This window comes from Limosilactobacillus galli (genome assembly GCF_947381495.1).
Lineage (GTDB): Bacteria > Bacillota > Bacilli > Lactobacillales > Lactobacillaceae > Limosilactobacillus > Limosilactobacillus galli.
In genome coordinates, this window is sequence record NZ_CANCWK010000041.1 from 1 (window position 1) to 15,920 (window position 15,920).

Consider the following 15,920-nt stretch of genomic DNA (forward strand, 5'->3'; position numbering starts at 1 on the left):
TGCAAATTGTGGTTCAAGCACTCATCAGAAGGGTGTTTGCTCACAAGCCACGTCCTTTAGGGCGTGGTGGTTGACTGATCCAAATCAAAATTATTGGGAGGGAGAGACATGTGGCGTTATCTTAAACGCGTGTTAATTGGAAAACCATTAAAGACCCTCGATGAAGGGCAAACCCACTTAACAAAGTTTAAAGCCCTGGCGATGCTGTCGTCAGATGCCATTTCGTCAGTGGCCTATGGTCCAGAGCAGATCACAACTGTCCTGGTAACCCTGTCGGCTGCGGCAATTTGGTACTCAATCCCGATCGCAGCAATTGTTTTGATCTTACTGCTGGCGATCACGCTATCATACCAACAGATTATCCATGCTTACCCAAGCGGTGGAGGGGCCTACGTGGTTGCTACCCGCAACTGGGGAAGCAACGGGGGCCTGGTTGCCGGGGGATCTCTCCTGGTTGACTACATGCTGACCGTGGCGGTTTCCACGACTTCTGGGACTGAGGCGATTACCTCGGCGATCCCCGCCCTGTATCATTACTCGGTGCCGATATCGATCATCATCGTCCTGCTGATCATGTTCATGAACCTGCGGGGGATGAGCGAGAGTGCCAACTTCCTAACCGTGCCGGTTTACTTCTTCGTCTTGATGACGATGATCATGATCATCTGGGGTGGTTACAACATCCTGACTGGGCGGATCCACTACCACGCCATTGCCGACTACGGGACGCCGGTGGCGGGGATGTCATTCGTCCTGTTCATCCGGGCCTTCTCGGCTGGTTCATCCTCGCTGACGGGGGTCGAAGCCGTAAGTAACGCGGTGCCAAACTTCAATAAGCCGAAGGAGAAGAACGCGGCAACGACCTTGGCCATCATGAGTGCCATCCTGGCCTTCTTCTTCATTGCCATCATCTTCTTCAGCTTCTACTTAGGGCTCGTTCCGAACTCCCGGACAACGATTATGTCCCAGATGGCGGCGCAGATCTTCGGCGGCCACGGCATCGGCTTCTACCTGTTGCAGCTGTCGACGGCCATGATTTTGGCAGTCGCCGCCAACACCGGGTTCTCAGCCTTCCCAATCCTGGCCTTCAACATGGCTAAGGATAAGTACATGCCGCACGCCTTTATGGACCGTGGGGACCGGCTGGGCTACTCCAACGGGATCATTTCCCTGGCGGTTGGCGCCATCATTTTGATCCTGATCTTCCACGGGCAGACCAACATGCTGATTCCGCTGTATGCGGTCGGGGTGTTCGTGCCATTTACCCTTTCCCAATCCGGGATGATTATCCACTGGTTCCGGGAACGGGAAGGCTGGTGGCTCGGCAAGGCCTTCATCAACCTGGTCGGGGCGCTGATTTCCCTCGTCTTGGTCATCTGCCTCTTCTGGCAGCACTTCAGCAATGTTTGGCCATACCTGATCATCATGCCGCTTTTGCTCTACATGTTCCATGCCGTTCACTCCCACTACGTTAAGGTGGCGGCCCAACTGCGGGTGGCTGAGAAGACCAAGGTTCAGCTTCACGACTATGACGGTTCAACGGTTATCGTCCTGGTTGGGAACGTGACCCGGGTGACCCGGGGAGCCATTAACTATGCCCGGTCTATCGGTGACTATGTCATTGCGATGCACGTGTCATTCGATGAGAACCCTGGGAAGGAACATAAAACGGCCAATGAGTTTAAGGCTGAGTACCCGGATGTCCGCTTCGTTGACATCCACTCTTCCTACCGGTCAATTGCCAAGCCAACCCTGCGTTTCGTTGACGTAATCGCTAAGCGGGCAGAGGCACGGAACTACTCGACAACTGTCCTGGTTCCGCAGTTCATTCCGAAGCACCCATGGCAGCTGGCTCTGCACAACCAGACCAGTGTTCGTCTGCGGGCGGTTTTGAACTCACGTGAGAACATCATCGTGGCCAGCTACAACTATCATTTACATGAATAAAAACAAACGGTGCCCCAGTTAAACTGTCGGGCACCGTTTTTGATAAGGAGCTTTTTATGGAAAGGAAACAACTGCTATATGGCCTGCTGTTTGCGTTGGGACTCTTCTTTACCGCCAGCTATTCCATCGACAACTGCGGCTTTCACTCGGGCATCTACGGGATCATTGGCTGCTTGCTGATGGTGGCAGCGTATTGTGGCTTTAATTGGGACAAACTAAAAGTCCATGACCACCATGCACGGGTGATCCTAGGCTGGCTGGTCGGCATTACGTCCTTCATTGTTATTTTAGACATTGCCGAAGCTATCTTGGCTTAGGCGGGCTGATAGGGCACCTCGTGGTTGCGGGGCTGGCCCTTTTTTATTTGGAGCTGGTCATTGAACCGGTTGGTGAGCTGGTCGATCAAGTCGTCGCAGGCGGCCTGGTCAACGAAGATGATGACCGTCACGTCCACCCCGTACGCTTCGTTGCCCACCTCGACCTGCTGCTCCTTAAGGAAGTACAGGAGCTTGTCATGCTGGGCATAGCTGACGGTGATGTCGACCGCGGTCTGGAGAACCCGCTGGACAAGCCCGGCCTGGTGGATCGCGTTGGTGGTGACGTTGCTGTATGCTCGAATGAGGCCGCCCGCGCCGAGTTTAATCCCGCCGAAGTACCTGGTTACGACGGCGACTACGTTATGGAGCTTAGCCAGCTGGAGGGATTCCAGGATCGGGACGCCGGCGGTACCGCTCGGCTCGCCGTTATCGCTTTCCCGCTGGACCTGGTCCTTATCGCCGATCATGTAGGCAAAGCAATTATGGTTGGCCTTGCGGTTGGCGGTCTGCACCTGAGCGATGAAATCCTGGGCGGCCTCCTCCGTGTTGGCCCGGCCGATTGAGCAGATGAAACGGGACTTCTTGATAACCATCTCGAAGCTGGTGTTCTTGGCAATGGTAATGAATGGTTCTGACATGCAAAAACTTCTTTCGTATCTTTTAATGAAATTCCCCGTATTTATTAAGTAGAGGGGGATTGTGATGAAATTAGCTGATTATTATGGTCGACGGGTACTGGTCGACCGGCCGGAATGGCAGCACGCAAGCCCGGCACCACCGATTGAGGTGCTACCGACGATGGTGCGGCACGGGCGAATGATCCGTTGCCTGCGCTGTGGGCAGGAGACGGCCTGTCAAATTGCCGCTCTGCCGAATAATGAATTCTATTGTCCCCGCTGCATTAACCTGGGGCGGGTTTCAACGTTAAATAAATTTTATCATGTTCTAGAACCAAATCAATTCACGGTCGTCCAGCCGGTGCTCACCTGGACGGGGCAGCTGTCACCCCTGCAGGAGGAAGCGGCTGCCGGGGTGGATGCCGGAATGACGGTCCACCGGCACCAATTGCTGTGGGCAGTGACGGGGGCGGGAAAGACCGAGATGATGTTTAGGGGGATTGCGCACGCCTTGGAGCGGGGAGAGCGTTTGGCAGTAGCCTCGCCCCGGGTAGATGTCTGCTTGGAGTTGTACCCCCGTCTGCAGGCTGCCTTTCAGAACACGTCGATGGCCTTGCTGCACGGGCGCCAGGAGCTGCCCTACCGCTATGCCCAGCTGACGGTCTGCACCACGCACCAACTGCTGCGCTTCTACCGTGCCTTCGATAACCTGATTATTGATGAAGTGGACGCCTTTCCCTTCGCCGCCAATGATGCCCTGCTGTTTGCCAGTCGGCAGGCGGTAAAGGAACAGGGCGGCTGTCTGTATTTGACAGCCACCCCGGGTCCAGCTCTCCTGCGGCAGGTTAAGCGCGGCCGGTTGGCGGTGAGCTACCTGCCGCTCCGCTATCACGGCCATTTGCTGCCCCGGATCCGTCTGCGGCTGGCTCCGGGCTGGCGCCGCGGGGTGCAGCGCGGTCGTTTGCCGGCCAGCTTGCTTAATCAGCTGCGCCGCTCGCTGGACGCCGGCTATCGCTTCCTGCTATTTGTCCCGCACGTAGCGGACCTGGCGGTGGTGCGCCCGCTTCTCCAAACGGCCCTGCCGCGGCACACGTTTGCTACTGTTCACGCGGCGGACCCCGACCGGCTGACAAAGGTCCAGGGGATGCGTGACGGCAAGTATGATTTTCTGGTGACGACTACTATCTTGGAACGAGGGGTGACCTTTCCGGCAATCGACGTGTTTGTCCTAGGCGCCGATGACCCGGTTTTCTCATCTTCGGCCCTAGTTCAGATTGCCGGACGGGCCGGACGATCGTTGAGGCGGCCAACGGGGACGGTCTGTTTCTGGATCGCAGGACAGTGCCGGCGGGTCCGGGCGGCAGTCCGCCAGGTTGATTTTATGAATCGCAAGGGGCGGGCGATTAGCAAATGAATTGCCTGCTCTGCAATGCCCGGATAGCGGTCCGGCTGACTCTTCGCGATCTGGTAACGCTGCAGCCGCTGGAACAGGCCACCCTTTGTGACCGGTGCCGAGCTGTCTTCACGCCGATTGATCCTGAACATGCCTGCCCCGGTTGCGGCCGTCCCCAGAAGGATCCGCACCTGTGTTGTGAATGTCAAAAATGGCAGCAGCAGTATGGCTGGCACCTCCGCCACCAAGCTCTCTATACCTATAATGATGCCATGAAAGAGTATATGCACCGCTACAAGTTTGCCGGGGACTGGCGCCTTCGCCATGTCTTCTGTGACGAACTTCAGCAACGGATTCGACAAATAAAGGCTGACCTGGTAGTCCCCATCCCGGTGACCGCGACGACAATGGCGACGCGGGGGTTCAATCAGGTCCAAGGACTTCTCGGCGACCTTGCGGTGGTACCGGTCCTCCAGCATCGGGCTGCTGACAAGGTGGCGCAGTCGCAGAAGACCCGCCGCCAACGGTTGCAGACATCACAGCCGTTTCTTCTGCGCGATCCGGCAGCCGTGTGCGGTCGCCGGGTTTTATTGGCAGATGATATCTACACGACGGGGCGGACGCTTTACCACGCCGCCGTTCTCCTGAAAAAGGCGCGCTGCCGTGAAGTTGTAAGCGTTTCGTTGGCTCGTTAAATAATTTTAAAGGTTAATGAAAACGGTTTGTTTATTGAACAGAACTAAACTATAATGTAAATAGGATATGAGAAGAGTGGTCCTTCTGATATCAGATCAAGCATATGCTTGGACTGAAAGGAGAGATGTTTGATGTTAAAGTTCAATATTCGTGGTGAAAATGTCGAAGTCACTGATTCAATCCGTGACTATGTTGTAAAGCGGATCAACAAGCTTCAAAAGTTCTTCGAGGACAGCGTTGAAGCTACCGCCCACGTGAACTTGAAGGTTTACCCAAACCGGACTTACAAGGTCGAAGTAACCATCCCACTTCCATACTTAACATTGCGTGCTGAAGAAACTTCAAATGATATGTATGGCAGTGTCGACTTGGTAACCGATAAGCTTGAACGTCAGATTCGGAAGTACAAGACTAAGATCAACCGGAAGTCACGTGAAAAGGGCTTCAAGAATCTTGAGTTCGTACCAAGCGATGACGATTCAGCAAGTACCGACAACCTGAAGATTGTTCGGACAAAGCAAATTGCATTAAAGCCGATGGATCCTGAAGAAGCGGTTCTGCAGATGGATATGCTGGGTCATGACTTCTTCATCTTCCAAGATGCTGAAACCAACGGGACGAGCATTGTTTACCGTCGTCGTGATGGTCGGTACGGCTTAATTGAGGCCGAATAACAATCGATAATTTATAACTATGAGGACTATGGCAGGGTTGATTGCGATAGTCCTTTTTTGATGGCTGGCCGCCTGAGCATGCTAGTTTTCAAAGCTCGCTGAACGTGTTAGAATATCTAAGTTAGAATAAAATAATATAATTGGCTTGAGTAGCACTTTTTAATGGATTTTAGCTCGAGCTAGTAAATTAGGAAGGACGCTTTTATGGCCAACATTTTAAGAAAATGGATTGAAAGCGACCGTCGCGAATTACGGCGGATTAACAAAATCGCAAATAAAGTTGACAGTTATGCGAAGATGATGGCTGCAATGACCGATGAGCAGCTGCAGGCAAAGACGCCAGAGTTCCGCCAACGCTACCAAAAGGGTGAGTCTCTGGACGACATGCTGCCAGAGGCCTTTGCCGTTGCTCGTGAAGGTGCTAAGCGGGTTCTCGGCCTTTACCCATTCCATGTTCAGGTCATGGGGGGAATTGTACTTCACGAAGGTAACATCGCCGAGATGAAGACCGGTGAAGGGAAGACCCTGACCGCGACGATGCCGGTTTATCTGAACGCCATTTCTGGCAAGGGTGTTCACGTTATCACCGTTAACGAATACCTCTCCAAGCGTGATGCCACCGAGATGGGCCAGCTCTATAACTGGCTGGGCTGCAGCGTCGGCATCAATAATTCTGAGATGAGCCCGGACCAGAAGCGGGAAGCCTACAAGGCCGACATCATGTACTCCACTAACAGTGAAATCGGGTTTGACTACCTGCGTGACAACATGGCGGTTTACAAGGAAGACCAGGTTCAGCGGGGCTTGAACTTTGCCCTGGTCGATGAGGTGGACTCCATCTTGATCGATGAAGCGCGGACCCCACTGATCATCTCCGGTCCTGGTACGGGAACTTCTAAGCTCTACAAGCAGACTGACCGGTTCGTCAAGCAATTGAAGAACGAGGTCGACTACAAGGTTGACCTGGAGTCCAAGACGGTGGCCCTGACGGATGCCGGAATTCAAAAGGCCGAGAAGTACTTCAATCTGAAGAACCTCTATGATCCTGAGAATACGCCGCTGACCCACCACCTGGACCAGGCGCTGCGGGCTAACTACATCATGCACCGTGATAAGGACTACGTGGTCTCTGACGGCGAGGTCCTGATTGTTGATTCCTTCACCGGTCGGGTTATGCAGGGCCGGCGCTTCTCCGATGGCCTGCACCAGGCGATCGAAGCCAAGGAAGGCGTTGAGATTCAGGAAGAAAACAAGACGATGGCCAACATCACCTACCAGAACCTTTTCCGGATGTACAACAAGCTGGCCGGGATGACCGGGACGGCGAAGACGGAACAGGAAGAATTCCGGGAAATCTATAACATGGAGACCATCACGATTCCGACAAACAAGCCGGTTATTCGTAAGGATGAGCCCGACCTGCTCTACCCAACCTTAAAGAGCAAATTTGCGGCCGTTGTTAAGCGGATCAAGAAGCTGCACGCCAAGGGGCAGCCAATCCTGGTCGGGACCGTGGCGGTTGAAACCTCTGAATACCTGTCCAACCTGTTGGATAAGGAACACATTCCGCACGTGGTCCTGAACGCCAAGAACCACGCCAAGGAAGCCGACATCATCAAGAATGCCGGTCAGAAGGGGGCTGTTACGATTGCCACCAACATGGCCGGACGGGGGACCGATATCAAGCTCGGCCCCGGTGTTCGTGAACTCGGCGGTCTGGCCGTGATCGGGACTGAACGGCACGAGTCGCGGCGGATTGATAACCAGCTCCGTGGGCGTTCCGGCCGGCAGGGGGATCCGGGCCTGTCCCAGTTCTACTTGTCCCTGGAAGATGACCTGATGAAGCGGTTCGGTGGCGACCGGATCAAGAACTTTCTGCAACGGATGAAGGTGGATGACGATGATGCCGTTATCAAGAGCCGTTTCCTGACCCGGCAGGTTGAATCTGCCCAGAAGCGGGTTGAAGGGAACAACTACGACTCCCGGAAGAACGTCCTGCAGTATGATGACGTGATGCGTGAACAGCGTGAGATCATCTACAAGGAACGCCAGCAGATCATCACCGAGGATAAGTCACTGAAATGGGTCCTGATGCCGATCTTCAAGCGAACGATCCAACGGGAAGTTGAGCAGCACACCCTTGGTGACAAGAAGGATTGGGACTTGAAAGGTATTGTTGACTTTGCCGAAGAAGTCCTGGTCAAGCCGGACACCGTCAAGGTTGACGACCTCAAGGGCAAGAGCAAAGACGAGATTGTGGACTGCCTGATGTCCTTTGCCAAGAGTGTCTACAAGGATAAGCAACGGCAGCTCTATGACCCGGCCCAGATGCTGGAATTCGAGAAGGTCGTTCTCCTGCGGGTGGTTGACTCCCACTGGACTGACCACATTGACGTGATGGACCAGTTCCGGCAGTCAGTCGGCCTGCGTGGTTATGGGCAATTGAACCCGCTGGTTGAATATCAGACGGCCGGCTACCACATGTTTGAGCAGATGATCGCCGACATCGAGTACGAGACCACCCGGCTCTTCATGAAGTCTGAGATTCGGCAGAACGTAACGCGTTAAGTTATAAATAATTGCTACTGATTTGGCAGGTACGGCAGTAAGGTAACCCATCACGGTACCGCTGCCGTATCTTTGTATAAATGGAGGAATAACTGTGGAACTAAGTGAAGCTAAGAAGCAAGTAGAAGCAATGCAACAAGACGTTGCCCGCTTCGGGAGGTCTCTTTGACCTCGATGCGTTAGACGAAAGCATCGCGGAAAATGAACAGAAGATGGCCCAGCCGGACTTCTGGAATGACAATGAAGCTGCCCAGAAGGTCATCAATGATAACAACGAATTGAAGGATAAGCGGGACACCTTCGTCCAGCTCCGGGACCAGATTGCTAATCTGCAGACGACGATTGAACTGCTGGAGATGGGTCCCGATCCAGACTTGCAGAAGGAACTGGATGATTCCTTTGCCAAGACCAAGAAGGCGCTAGACCAGTACCGGCTCAACCAGCTGCTCGATGGCGAGTACGACGCGAAGAACGCCATTCTGGAAATCCACCCGGGTGCCGGGGGGACGGAAGCGCAGGACTGGGGCTCCATGCTCTTGCGGATGTACGTCCGCTGGGGTGAACAGCACGGCTTTGATGTCGAAACTGCCAACTACGAGGCCGGGGATGCCGCCGGAATTAAGAGCGTCACCCTCTTGATCAAGGGACACAATGCCTTTGGCTACCTGCGCAGTGAGAAGGGGGTTCACCGTCTGGTCCGGATTTCACCGTTCGACGCAGCCGGCCGGCGGCACACCTCATTTGCCTCGGTGGACGTCATGCCGGAATTGGACGAGAGTGTCCACATCGACATTGACCCGTCCGACCTGCGGGTTGATACCTTCCGTTCCAGTGGTGCCGGTGGTCAGCACATCAACAAGACCGAGTCGGCTGTCCGGATCACCCACATTCCGACCGGGATTGTTACCTCCTCGCAGGCAGAGCGTTCCCAGCTGCAAAACCGGGTTACCGCGATGAACATGCTGAAATCCAAGCTCTATGAATTAGAAGAGGAGAAGAAGGCCAAGCAACGGGCCGAAATCGAGGGCGAACAGCTGGATATCGGCTGGGGATCTCAGATTCGCTCCTACGTCTTCCACCCCTACACCCTGGTCAAGGACAACCGGAGCGGCTACGAGACCCACAATGGCCAAGCCGTGATGGACGGCGACCTCGATCCGTTCATCAATGCCTACCTTCAGTGGAAGCTCAGCCAGAAGAATCCGCAATAATGGTGATTGCGGTTACTGGCGAAAGCAAGTAATATTGACTTAAAAGGAGTGGTGCACATGCGTGAAAGTCGTCATCGCCGCCTGACCCGATCTGCTTCCGACCGGATTATCGGCGGAGTCTTCGGGGGCTTCGGCAAATACTTCCATATTTCCGCAAACCTCTTGCGGATTGTCTACGTGATTTTGACCATCCTGACCGCGATTGTGCCAGGGATGATCATCTACCTGATTTTAATGATTATCATGCCGCCGGATCCCGCTAATCCAGGGATCTTGGGGATGCTGCATACGCTAAACGATCTTGGCAAGCAGGCAACGCGTACGGATCATTCCCAATCACGCCGACAGTTAACTGACGTGGAAGAAAAAGACATCAAAAGAAATGAGCGATCCTAATGGGATTTTGGAAAAAAGTATTGATTGATACGATCTTGTTCATTGCTCTGGCAGGGCTGTTTGCCGGCACGGGGATGTTTTACATCAGCAGTGCCTGGATGGCGTTGCTGGCCAGCTTCGTGTTAGCTATCCTGAACGTTTTGATCAGGCCGATTTTAATGATCCTATCGTTGCCGATTAATATCCTGACGCTGGGGCTCTTCAGTATCGTGGTCAATGGCGTGATGCTTGAATTAACGTCCCTATTTGTTGGCTCAGCATTTTTCCACTTCTCGTCATTTTGGAGTGCGATGCTGATTGCCATCATTATGTCGATCTGCAATACCCTGATTACTGATCATCAGGAAAATGGTTATTGAAAAGGAGTGGATAGTTGTGCCAACAAACAGTGTTACGGTTCAGGAATTAGTTGAAAAGGTTAGACTGAAGGTCCTCCAGGGTGAGGATTACCTTGATCGGCCGATTACCACCAGTGATATCTCACGGCCGGCCCTTGAATTTGCCGGTTACTTCAAGCACTATCCAGCCCTGCGAATTCAGTTGCTGGGGATCACGGAAACCTCGTTTGCCAAGGACCTGACTCACGAGAAGATGGTGAAGTACATGACAAAGATGTGTACGCCGCAGACGCCGTGCTTCGTTATCTCAACCAACTTGCCGATTCCAGCGGAGTTGAAGGTGGCGGCAAAGGATGCCCACATCCCGATTCTCGGGACGCACCTGACGTCTTCCCAGATTCTCAGCAACATGACCTCCTTCCTGCTGGGCCGGCTGGCACCACGGAAGTCCCTCCACGGGGTCCAGGTCGATATCAACGGGGTTGGGGTTCTGATCACCGGTGATTCCGGGGTCGGGAAGAGTGAAACCGCCCTGGAACTGGTTCGGCGGGGCCACCGTTTAGTTGCCGATGACCGGGTGGAAGTCTATGCCCGGGATGAACAGACCCTGATCGGGAGCGCCCCGGCGATCCTGGAGCACCTGATGGAGATTCGAGGAATCGGGATCATCGACGTTGCCACCCTGTACGGAACCGGGGCTGTCATGCCCAACGATAAGATTGACCTGATCGTGCACCTGGAGACGTGGACGCCGGATGCCAAGTTTGATCGGCTGGGGGACCGGGGCGATACCCAGACCATCCAAGGAGTCATCATTCCGAAGGTTTCCATCCCCGTCAAGATCGGGCGGAACTTGGCGATTATTATCGAGTCCGCGGCCATGAACTACCGTGCCGAAACGATGGGCTACGATGCTACGGAGACGTTTGACCGCAACCTGAACAAGCTGATCAAGGCCAACTCCGCACGGGACACCAAGAAGAAGGAACAGAAGTAATGGCAGAAACGATTACTGCGGCCCTCAACCCGATTGCCCTGCAGTTCGGGCCTTTTACCATTCACTGGTACGGGGTCATTATTGCGACGGGCGTGGTCCTGGCCCTCTGGCTGGCCGTACGCGAGGGACAGCGGCAGGGAATTGCCGAGGACTACTTCTATGATTACCTCCTCTGGGCCCTGCCGATTGCGATCATTTGTGCCCGGATCTACTATGTGGCCTTTCAGTGGCCCTACTATTCGGTCCACCCGGCAGAGATCATTGCCATCTGGGACGGGGGGATTGCCATCTATGGCGCCATCATCGGCGGCTTTCTGATCCTGTACTTTTTCTGCCGGTCGCGCCAGTTGTCAATGTGGACAATGCTCGACGTGATTGCGCCGACCGTCATCCTCGCTCAGGGGATCGGTCGCTGGGGGAACTTCATGAACCAGGAAGCCTTTGGGGTAATCACCACCCGGGCGGCCCTATTGGCACAGCATATTCCCCACTGGATTGTCAACCAGATGGACATCGGCGGGCAGTACCGGGTCCCAACCTTCTTATACGAGTCACTCTGGGATCTGCTGGGTTTTGTTTTGCTGGTGAGTCTGCGTCACCGGCGCCACCTCTTTCGGCGCGGCGAGGTCTTCCTGGCCTACGTGATGTGGTACGCTTTTGGCCGCTTCTTCATCGAAGGGATGCGGACGGATAGCCTGATGATCGGTTCCGTGATTCGGGTGTCGCAACTGTTGTCATTGGTGTTCTTTATCGGGGCACTGGTTGTTTTGCTTGTACGTCGTCACCGGGGGAACGTTCCCTGGTATCTGCAATCAGAGTAATATTCATTTAGAGGAGAGATTTAATCATGACGGAAAAAGTAGCAGTATTGGGTGCCGGTTCCTGGGGCAGTGTCCTGGCTAACCTGTTAGTCGACAATGGTCACGAGGTGGAATTGTGGTCCCGGGACCAAGATCAAGTGGACCGCCTGAACAAGGATCACGTTAATCCAGCCTACATGAAGGACTTTACCTATTCGAGCAAGCTTCACGCTACGACCAATATGAAGGCGGCAGTGAAGGGGGCCGACGTTATCCTGATCGTGATCCCAACCAAGGGAATCCGGCAGGTGGCTCACAAGCTCAATGGGGTGCTGGCGGACCTCGAACAGCGCTCCCTGATCGTGCACGCCACGAAGGGACTGGAGCAGAACACCTACAAGCGGCCTTCCGAAATGATTAAGGAAGAGATCGATCCGAAGTACCGGCGCGACATTGTGGTTCTCTCCGGACCGAGTCATGCCGAGTCCGTGGCTATCAAGGACATGACGGCGGTCACGGCCGCTTGCGCCAACCTGGCAGATGCCGAGAAGGTCCAGAAGCTCTTCAGCAACTCCTACTTCCGGGTTTACACCAACGATGATGTGATCGGGGCCGAATTCGGGGCCGCTTTAAAGAACATCATTGCCATCGGCGCCGGTGCCCTGCAGGGGCTGGGCTACCATGACAATGCCCGGGCTGCCCTGATCACCCGGGGACTGGCCGAAATCCGGCGCTTAGGGGTAGCCTTTGGTGCTAACCCGATGACCTTTATTGGGCTGTCCGGGGTCGGTGACCTGGTTGTTACGGCGACGAGCAAGAACTCCCGGAACTGGCGGGCGGGCTACCAGCTTGGCCAGGGCCAAAAGCTGGACGACGTTATCAACAACATGGGAATGGTGATCGAAGGGGTCTACACCACTAAGGCGGCCTATGAACTCAGCAAGAAGCGTCAGGTTCGGATGCCGATTACGGATGCCCTCTACCGGGTCCTGTATGAGGGTGAAGACATTAAAACCGCGATTTCTCAGCTGATGAGCCGAGATCTAACGTCCGAAATGGAATAAGTATGGTAAAATACGATTGGGTAACTTTGAGAGAAATTGAAGTTATGGAAAGGATTTTGTAGTTATGAAACGTGTTAGAAAGGCAATTATCCCGGCTGCCGGTTTGGGGACCCGGTTCCTCCCAGCAACCAAGGCATTAGCCAAGGAAATGCTGCCAATTGTTGATAAGCCAACGATTCAATTCATCGTTGAGGAAGCGCGGAAGTCTGGAATCGAAGATATCGTCGTGGTTGATGGTAAGAACAAGCGCTCCATCGAAGACCACTTTGATTCCAACCCAGAATTGGAAGACAACCTGCGTTCTAAGCACAAGGACGAAATGCTGAAGCTGGTGGAAGACACCACTGACATCAACATCTACTTCATCCGGCAATCCCACCCACGTGGTTTAGGGGACGCGGTATTGACTGCCCGGGACTTTATCGGTGATGAACCATTTGTTGTTATGCTCGGTGATGACTTGAACAACATCAACAACAATGGCGAACCGCTGACTAAGCAACTGATCGAGAGCTACCAGCAAACTGGTGCCTCTACGCTGGCCGTAATGCGGGTGCCACACGAAGACACTGCCAAGTACGGTGTGATCAACCCAAGCAAGGAAGTTACGCCAGGTCTTTACAACGTTACGAGTTTCGTTGAAAAGCCAGCACCAAAGGATGCGCCAAGTGATTTGGCCATCATTGGTCGTTACGTCTTCACGCCAGAGATCTTTGATGTTCTGGCCAAGACCAAGCCGGGCAAGGGGAACGAAATCCAGCTGACTGATGCTATCGATACGCTGAACCAGACGCAACGGGTCTTTGCTCGTGAATACAAGGGCGACCGTTACGATGTTGGTAACAAGTTCGGCTGGGTTAAGACCAACATTGAATACGGTCTGAACCACCCACAAGTTAAGGACGAATTACGTGAATACATCAAGGACCTTGGTGCTAAGTTTGCTGCTGCAGACAAGAAGAGCAGTAAAAAGTAATTTGTCAATCAAAAAGCCGCTGTCAAGCAGACAGCGGCTTTTTACTTATCATAAGTAAGCAAAACGATAGACAAAGCAGGCCGCAGTCGGTATGATAAGGATAGTAAATGACTGATAACGGGAGGAAAAATAATGGCAGAGACAAAGAACTATGATGTAGTGGTAATCGGTGCCGGCCCTGGTGGAATGACAGCGGCGATGTACGCTTCCCGGGCCAACCTGTCTGTGGTGATGCTGGATCGGGGAATTTACGGCGGTAACCTGAATAACACCGCTACGATCGAGAACTACACGGGCTTCAAGAACGTGCAGGGACCGGAGCTGGCAAAGCAGATGTATGACGGCGCCACCCAGTTTGGAGCCGAATACGCCTACGGGACGGTTACCAAGCTGGTGGACAAGGGTGCCACCAAGGAGATCACGACCGACATGGGTGATACCTACGTTGCTAAGGCCGTCGTGATTGCGACCGGCTCGACCCAGCGGCACCTTGATGTTCCCGGTGAGGAAGAATTCAGCGGCAAGGGTGTTTCCTACTGTGCCGTTTGTGACGGGGCCTTCTTCAAGGGCCTCCACCTCGTTGTCGTCGGCGGTGGGGACTCCGCGGTTGAAGAGGGGATGTACCTGACCCAGTTGGCTTCCAAGGTCACGGTCTTGGTTCGTGGCGACCGTCTGCGAGCTCAACCACTGCTGCAGAATGAGGCTACTAAGAACGACAAGATGGAGTTTGTCTACAACACCAGTGTCACCGAGATTGTCGGCGACGATGTCAAGGTCAGCGGGGTGAAGACCCACAACAATGTCACCGGTGAGGATGGTGAAATGGCCGCGGATGGCGTCTTCATCTACGTCGGCAGTGTCCCAATGACGGCCGCCTTCAAGGACCTGGGAATTCTGGATGACCAGGGCTGGGTCAAGACCGACACACAGATGCGGACCAGTATTCCGGGGATCTTCGCTATCGGAGACGTCCGTGAGACGCCATTGCGGCAGATCGCCACGGCGGTTGGTGACGGGGCCATCGCTGGTCAGCGGGTCTACCAGTACATCAACACCATGAAGTGATAATCAGCACCGACCAGAATTGGTTGGTGCTTTTTTAATCTCTTTGCGTATCTACTAAATAGAATAACTAGATACGGGAGGAACTATTATGGAAAGGATCAGTATTCAGGAGGACTTTGTTTTCGGCAGTGTAATGAGCAACAAGCATCTCTGCCAGCATCTGATTCAGATCATCCTGCCAGAACTGCGGATTAATCGTATCGAGTTTCCCACGCTTCAGAAGGCCGTGCAGGAGAACATCATTAGTCGGGGAGTTCGTTTCGATGTCTATACCAAGGACCAGAATGGTGTGGTGTATGAAATTGACATGCAGGTCCGCCACATCCGGGGACTACCCCAGTGGGTGCGATACTATCAGGGCCGGATTGATGGTGATATGTTGCGGCATGGGCAGCCGTACGCTAAGTTGCGGCAGTCTTACGTAATCTTCATCTGCCCTTTTGACCCCTATGATAAGGGACTGCATAAGTACGAGTTCAGAAACTACTGCCGCCAGGATAAGTCGTTGGCGATGGAGGATGGGCGTACGGCGATCTTTCTCAACGCTAAAGGAACGGTAAATGATGTTGATCAGGACTTGCGCAACTTCCTTGAGTATGTGGATAATAAGGATGTGAAGGATGATCATTATGTTGATGAATTAAGAGACTATATCAATGTCCTGAGTAAAGACACGGAATGGAGGAAGGAGTACATGGATAATAAAACCCACATGATGTTTCATGATGAAGACATCCGCGCGGAAGGTCGTAAGGAAGGGCGCGCAGAGGGCCAGACGCTAGCAAGTCAACCACCACGCCCTAAAGGACGTGGCTTGTGAGCAAACACCCTTCTGATGAGTGCTTGAACCACAATTTGCAT

Annotated in this window: 16 protein-coding genes; 15 read left to right on the top strand and 1 reads right to left on the bottom strand. The window is 53.7% G+C overall.

All coding sequences use genetic code 11. The features are described from left to right. Positions 1 to 108 precede the first annotated feature (108 nt). Together QOS10_RS07585 and QOS10_RS07590 are read left to right on the top strand one after the other, a co-directional pair. Entirely contained in the window at positions 109 to 1,947 is a 1,839-nt protein-coding gene (locus tag QOS10_RS07585; protein ID WP_283594852.1) for an APC family permease, read from the top strand. 56 nt (positions 1,948 to 2,003) lie between these two features. Beyond that, positions 2,004 to 2,264, top strand: a complete 261-nt coding sequence (locus QOS10_RS07590) for a hypothetical protein (protein WP_283594853.1) — start codon at positions 2,004 to 2,006, stop codon at positions 2,262 to 2,264. On the opposite strand, the gene QOS10_RS07595 is transcribed toward QOS10_RS07590, so the two are convergent. After that, positions 2,261 to 2,902, bottom strand: a complete 642-nt coding sequence (locus tag QOS10_RS07595) for a YigZ family protein (protein WP_283594854.1) — start codon at positions 2,900 to 2,902, stop codon at positions 2,261 to 2,263. The genes QOS10_RS07590 and QOS10_RS07595 overlap by 4 nt on opposite strands. Positions 2,903 to 2,966: 64 nt before the next feature. On the opposite strand from QOS10_RS07595, the gene QOS10_RS07600 reads away from it, so the two are divergent. From QOS10_RS07600 to QOS10_RS07660, 13 genes are all read left to right on the top strand, one after another. Next, on the top strand, positions 2,967 to 4,295 hold the full coding sequence (locus QOS10_RS07600) for a DEAD/DEAH box helicase (RefSeq protein ID WP_283594855.1): 1,329 nt from the start codon (positions 2,967 to 2,969) through the stop codon (positions 4,293 to 4,295). Continuing rightward, positions 4,292 to 4,969, top strand: coding sequence for a ComF family protein (locus tag QOS10_RS07605; protein ID WP_283594856.1), 678 nt, complete (start codon positions 4,292 to 4,294; stop codon positions 4,967 to 4,969). The genes QOS10_RS07600 and QOS10_RS07605 overlap by 4 nt, the downstream gene beginning before the upstream one ends. 132 nt (positions 4,970 to 5,101) lie before the next feature. Beyond that, positions 5,102 to 5,644 carry a ribosome hibernation-promoting factor, HPF/YfiA family gene (gene hpf, locus QOS10_RS07610; RefSeq protein ID WP_283594857.1) on the top strand — a complete coding sequence of 181 codons (543 nt, stop codon included), beginning with the start codon at positions 5,102 to 5,104 and terminating at the stop codon, positions 5,642 to 5,644. A 204-nt stretch (positions 5,645 to 5,848) separates the two neighbouring features. After that, positions 5,849 to 8,212, top strand: coding sequence for a preprotein translocase subunit SecA (secA, locus tag QOS10_RS07615; RefSeq protein ID WP_283594858.1), 2,364 nt, complete (start codon positions 5,849 to 5,851; stop codon positions 8,210 to 8,212). Positions 8,213 to 8,306: 94 nt separating this feature from the next. Beyond that, positions 8,307 to 9,423 (top strand): peptide chain release factor 2 gene (prfB, locus tag QOS10_RS07620; RefSeq protein ID WP_408621587.1). Its coding sequence is split into 2 segments (ribosomal slippage): positions 8,307 to 8,378 and positions 8,380 to 9,423, totalling 1,116 coding nucleotides; the frame shifts between segments, so codons are not numbered across the junction. Between the two features lie 57 nt (positions 9,424 to 9,480). After that, on the top strand, positions 9,481 to 9,819 hold the full coding sequence (locus QOS10_RS07625) for a PspC domain-containing protein (RefSeq protein WP_283594860.1): 339 nt from the start codon (positions 9,481 to 9,483) through the stop codon (positions 9,817 to 9,819). Then, the gene (locus QOS10_RS07630) at positions 9,819 to 10,178 is read left to right on the top strand and encodes a phage holin family protein (RefSeq protein WP_283594861.1); all 360 of its coding nucleotides are present in this window, start codon (positions 9,819 to 9,821) and stop codon (positions 10,176 to 10,178) included. Before QOS10_RS07625 ends, QOS10_RS07630 begins: the two co-directional genes overlap by 1 nt. Beyond that, positions 10,168 to 11,154, top strand: coding sequence for an HPr(Ser) kinase/phosphatase (gene hprK, locus QOS10_RS07635; RefSeq protein ID WP_283594862.1), 987 nt, complete (start codon positions 10,168 to 10,170; stop codon positions 11,152 to 11,154). The genes QOS10_RS07630 and hprK overlap by 11 nt, the downstream gene beginning before the upstream one ends. After that, complete coding sequence (gene lgt, locus QOS10_RS07640; protein WP_283594864.1) at positions 11,154 to 11,975, top strand: prolipoprotein diacylglyceryl transferase; 822 nt, start codon at positions 11,154 to 11,156, stop codon at positions 11,973 to 11,975. The genes hprK and lgt overlap by 1 nt, the downstream gene beginning before the upstream one ends. A gap of 26 nt (positions 11,976 to 12,001) precedes the next feature. Beyond that, positions 12,002 to 13,018, top strand: a complete 1,017-nt coding sequence (locus tag QOS10_RS07645) for an NAD(P)H-dependent glycerol-3-phosphate dehydrogenase (RefSeq protein WP_283594865.1) — start codon at positions 12,002 to 12,004, stop codon at positions 13,016 to 13,018. A 64-nt stretch (positions 13,019 to 13,082) separates the two neighbouring features. Beyond that, positions 13,083 to 13,994, top strand: a complete 912-nt coding sequence (gene galU / locus QOS10_RS07650) for a UTP--glucose-1-phosphate uridylyltransferase GalU (RefSeq protein ID WP_283594866.1) — start codon at positions 13,083 to 13,085, stop codon at positions 13,992 to 13,994. A 132-nt stretch (positions 13,995 to 14,126) separates the two neighbouring features. Beyond that, positions 14,127 to 15,059: a thioredoxin-disulfide reductase gene (trxB, locus tag QOS10_RS07655; protein ID WP_283594867.1), complete on the top strand. Its 933-nt coding sequence runs from the start codon at positions 14,127 to 14,129 to the stop codon at positions 15,057 to 15,059. An 88-nt stretch (positions 15,060 to 15,147) separates the two neighbouring features. Further along, positions 15,148 to 15,879: an Rpn family recombination-promoting nuclease/putative transposase gene (locus QOS10_RS07660; RefSeq protein WP_283594868.1), complete on the top strand. Its 732-nt coding sequence runs from the start codon at positions 15,148 to 15,150 to the stop codon at positions 15,877 to 15,879. Positions 15,880 to 15,920: the final 41 nt, after the last annotated feature.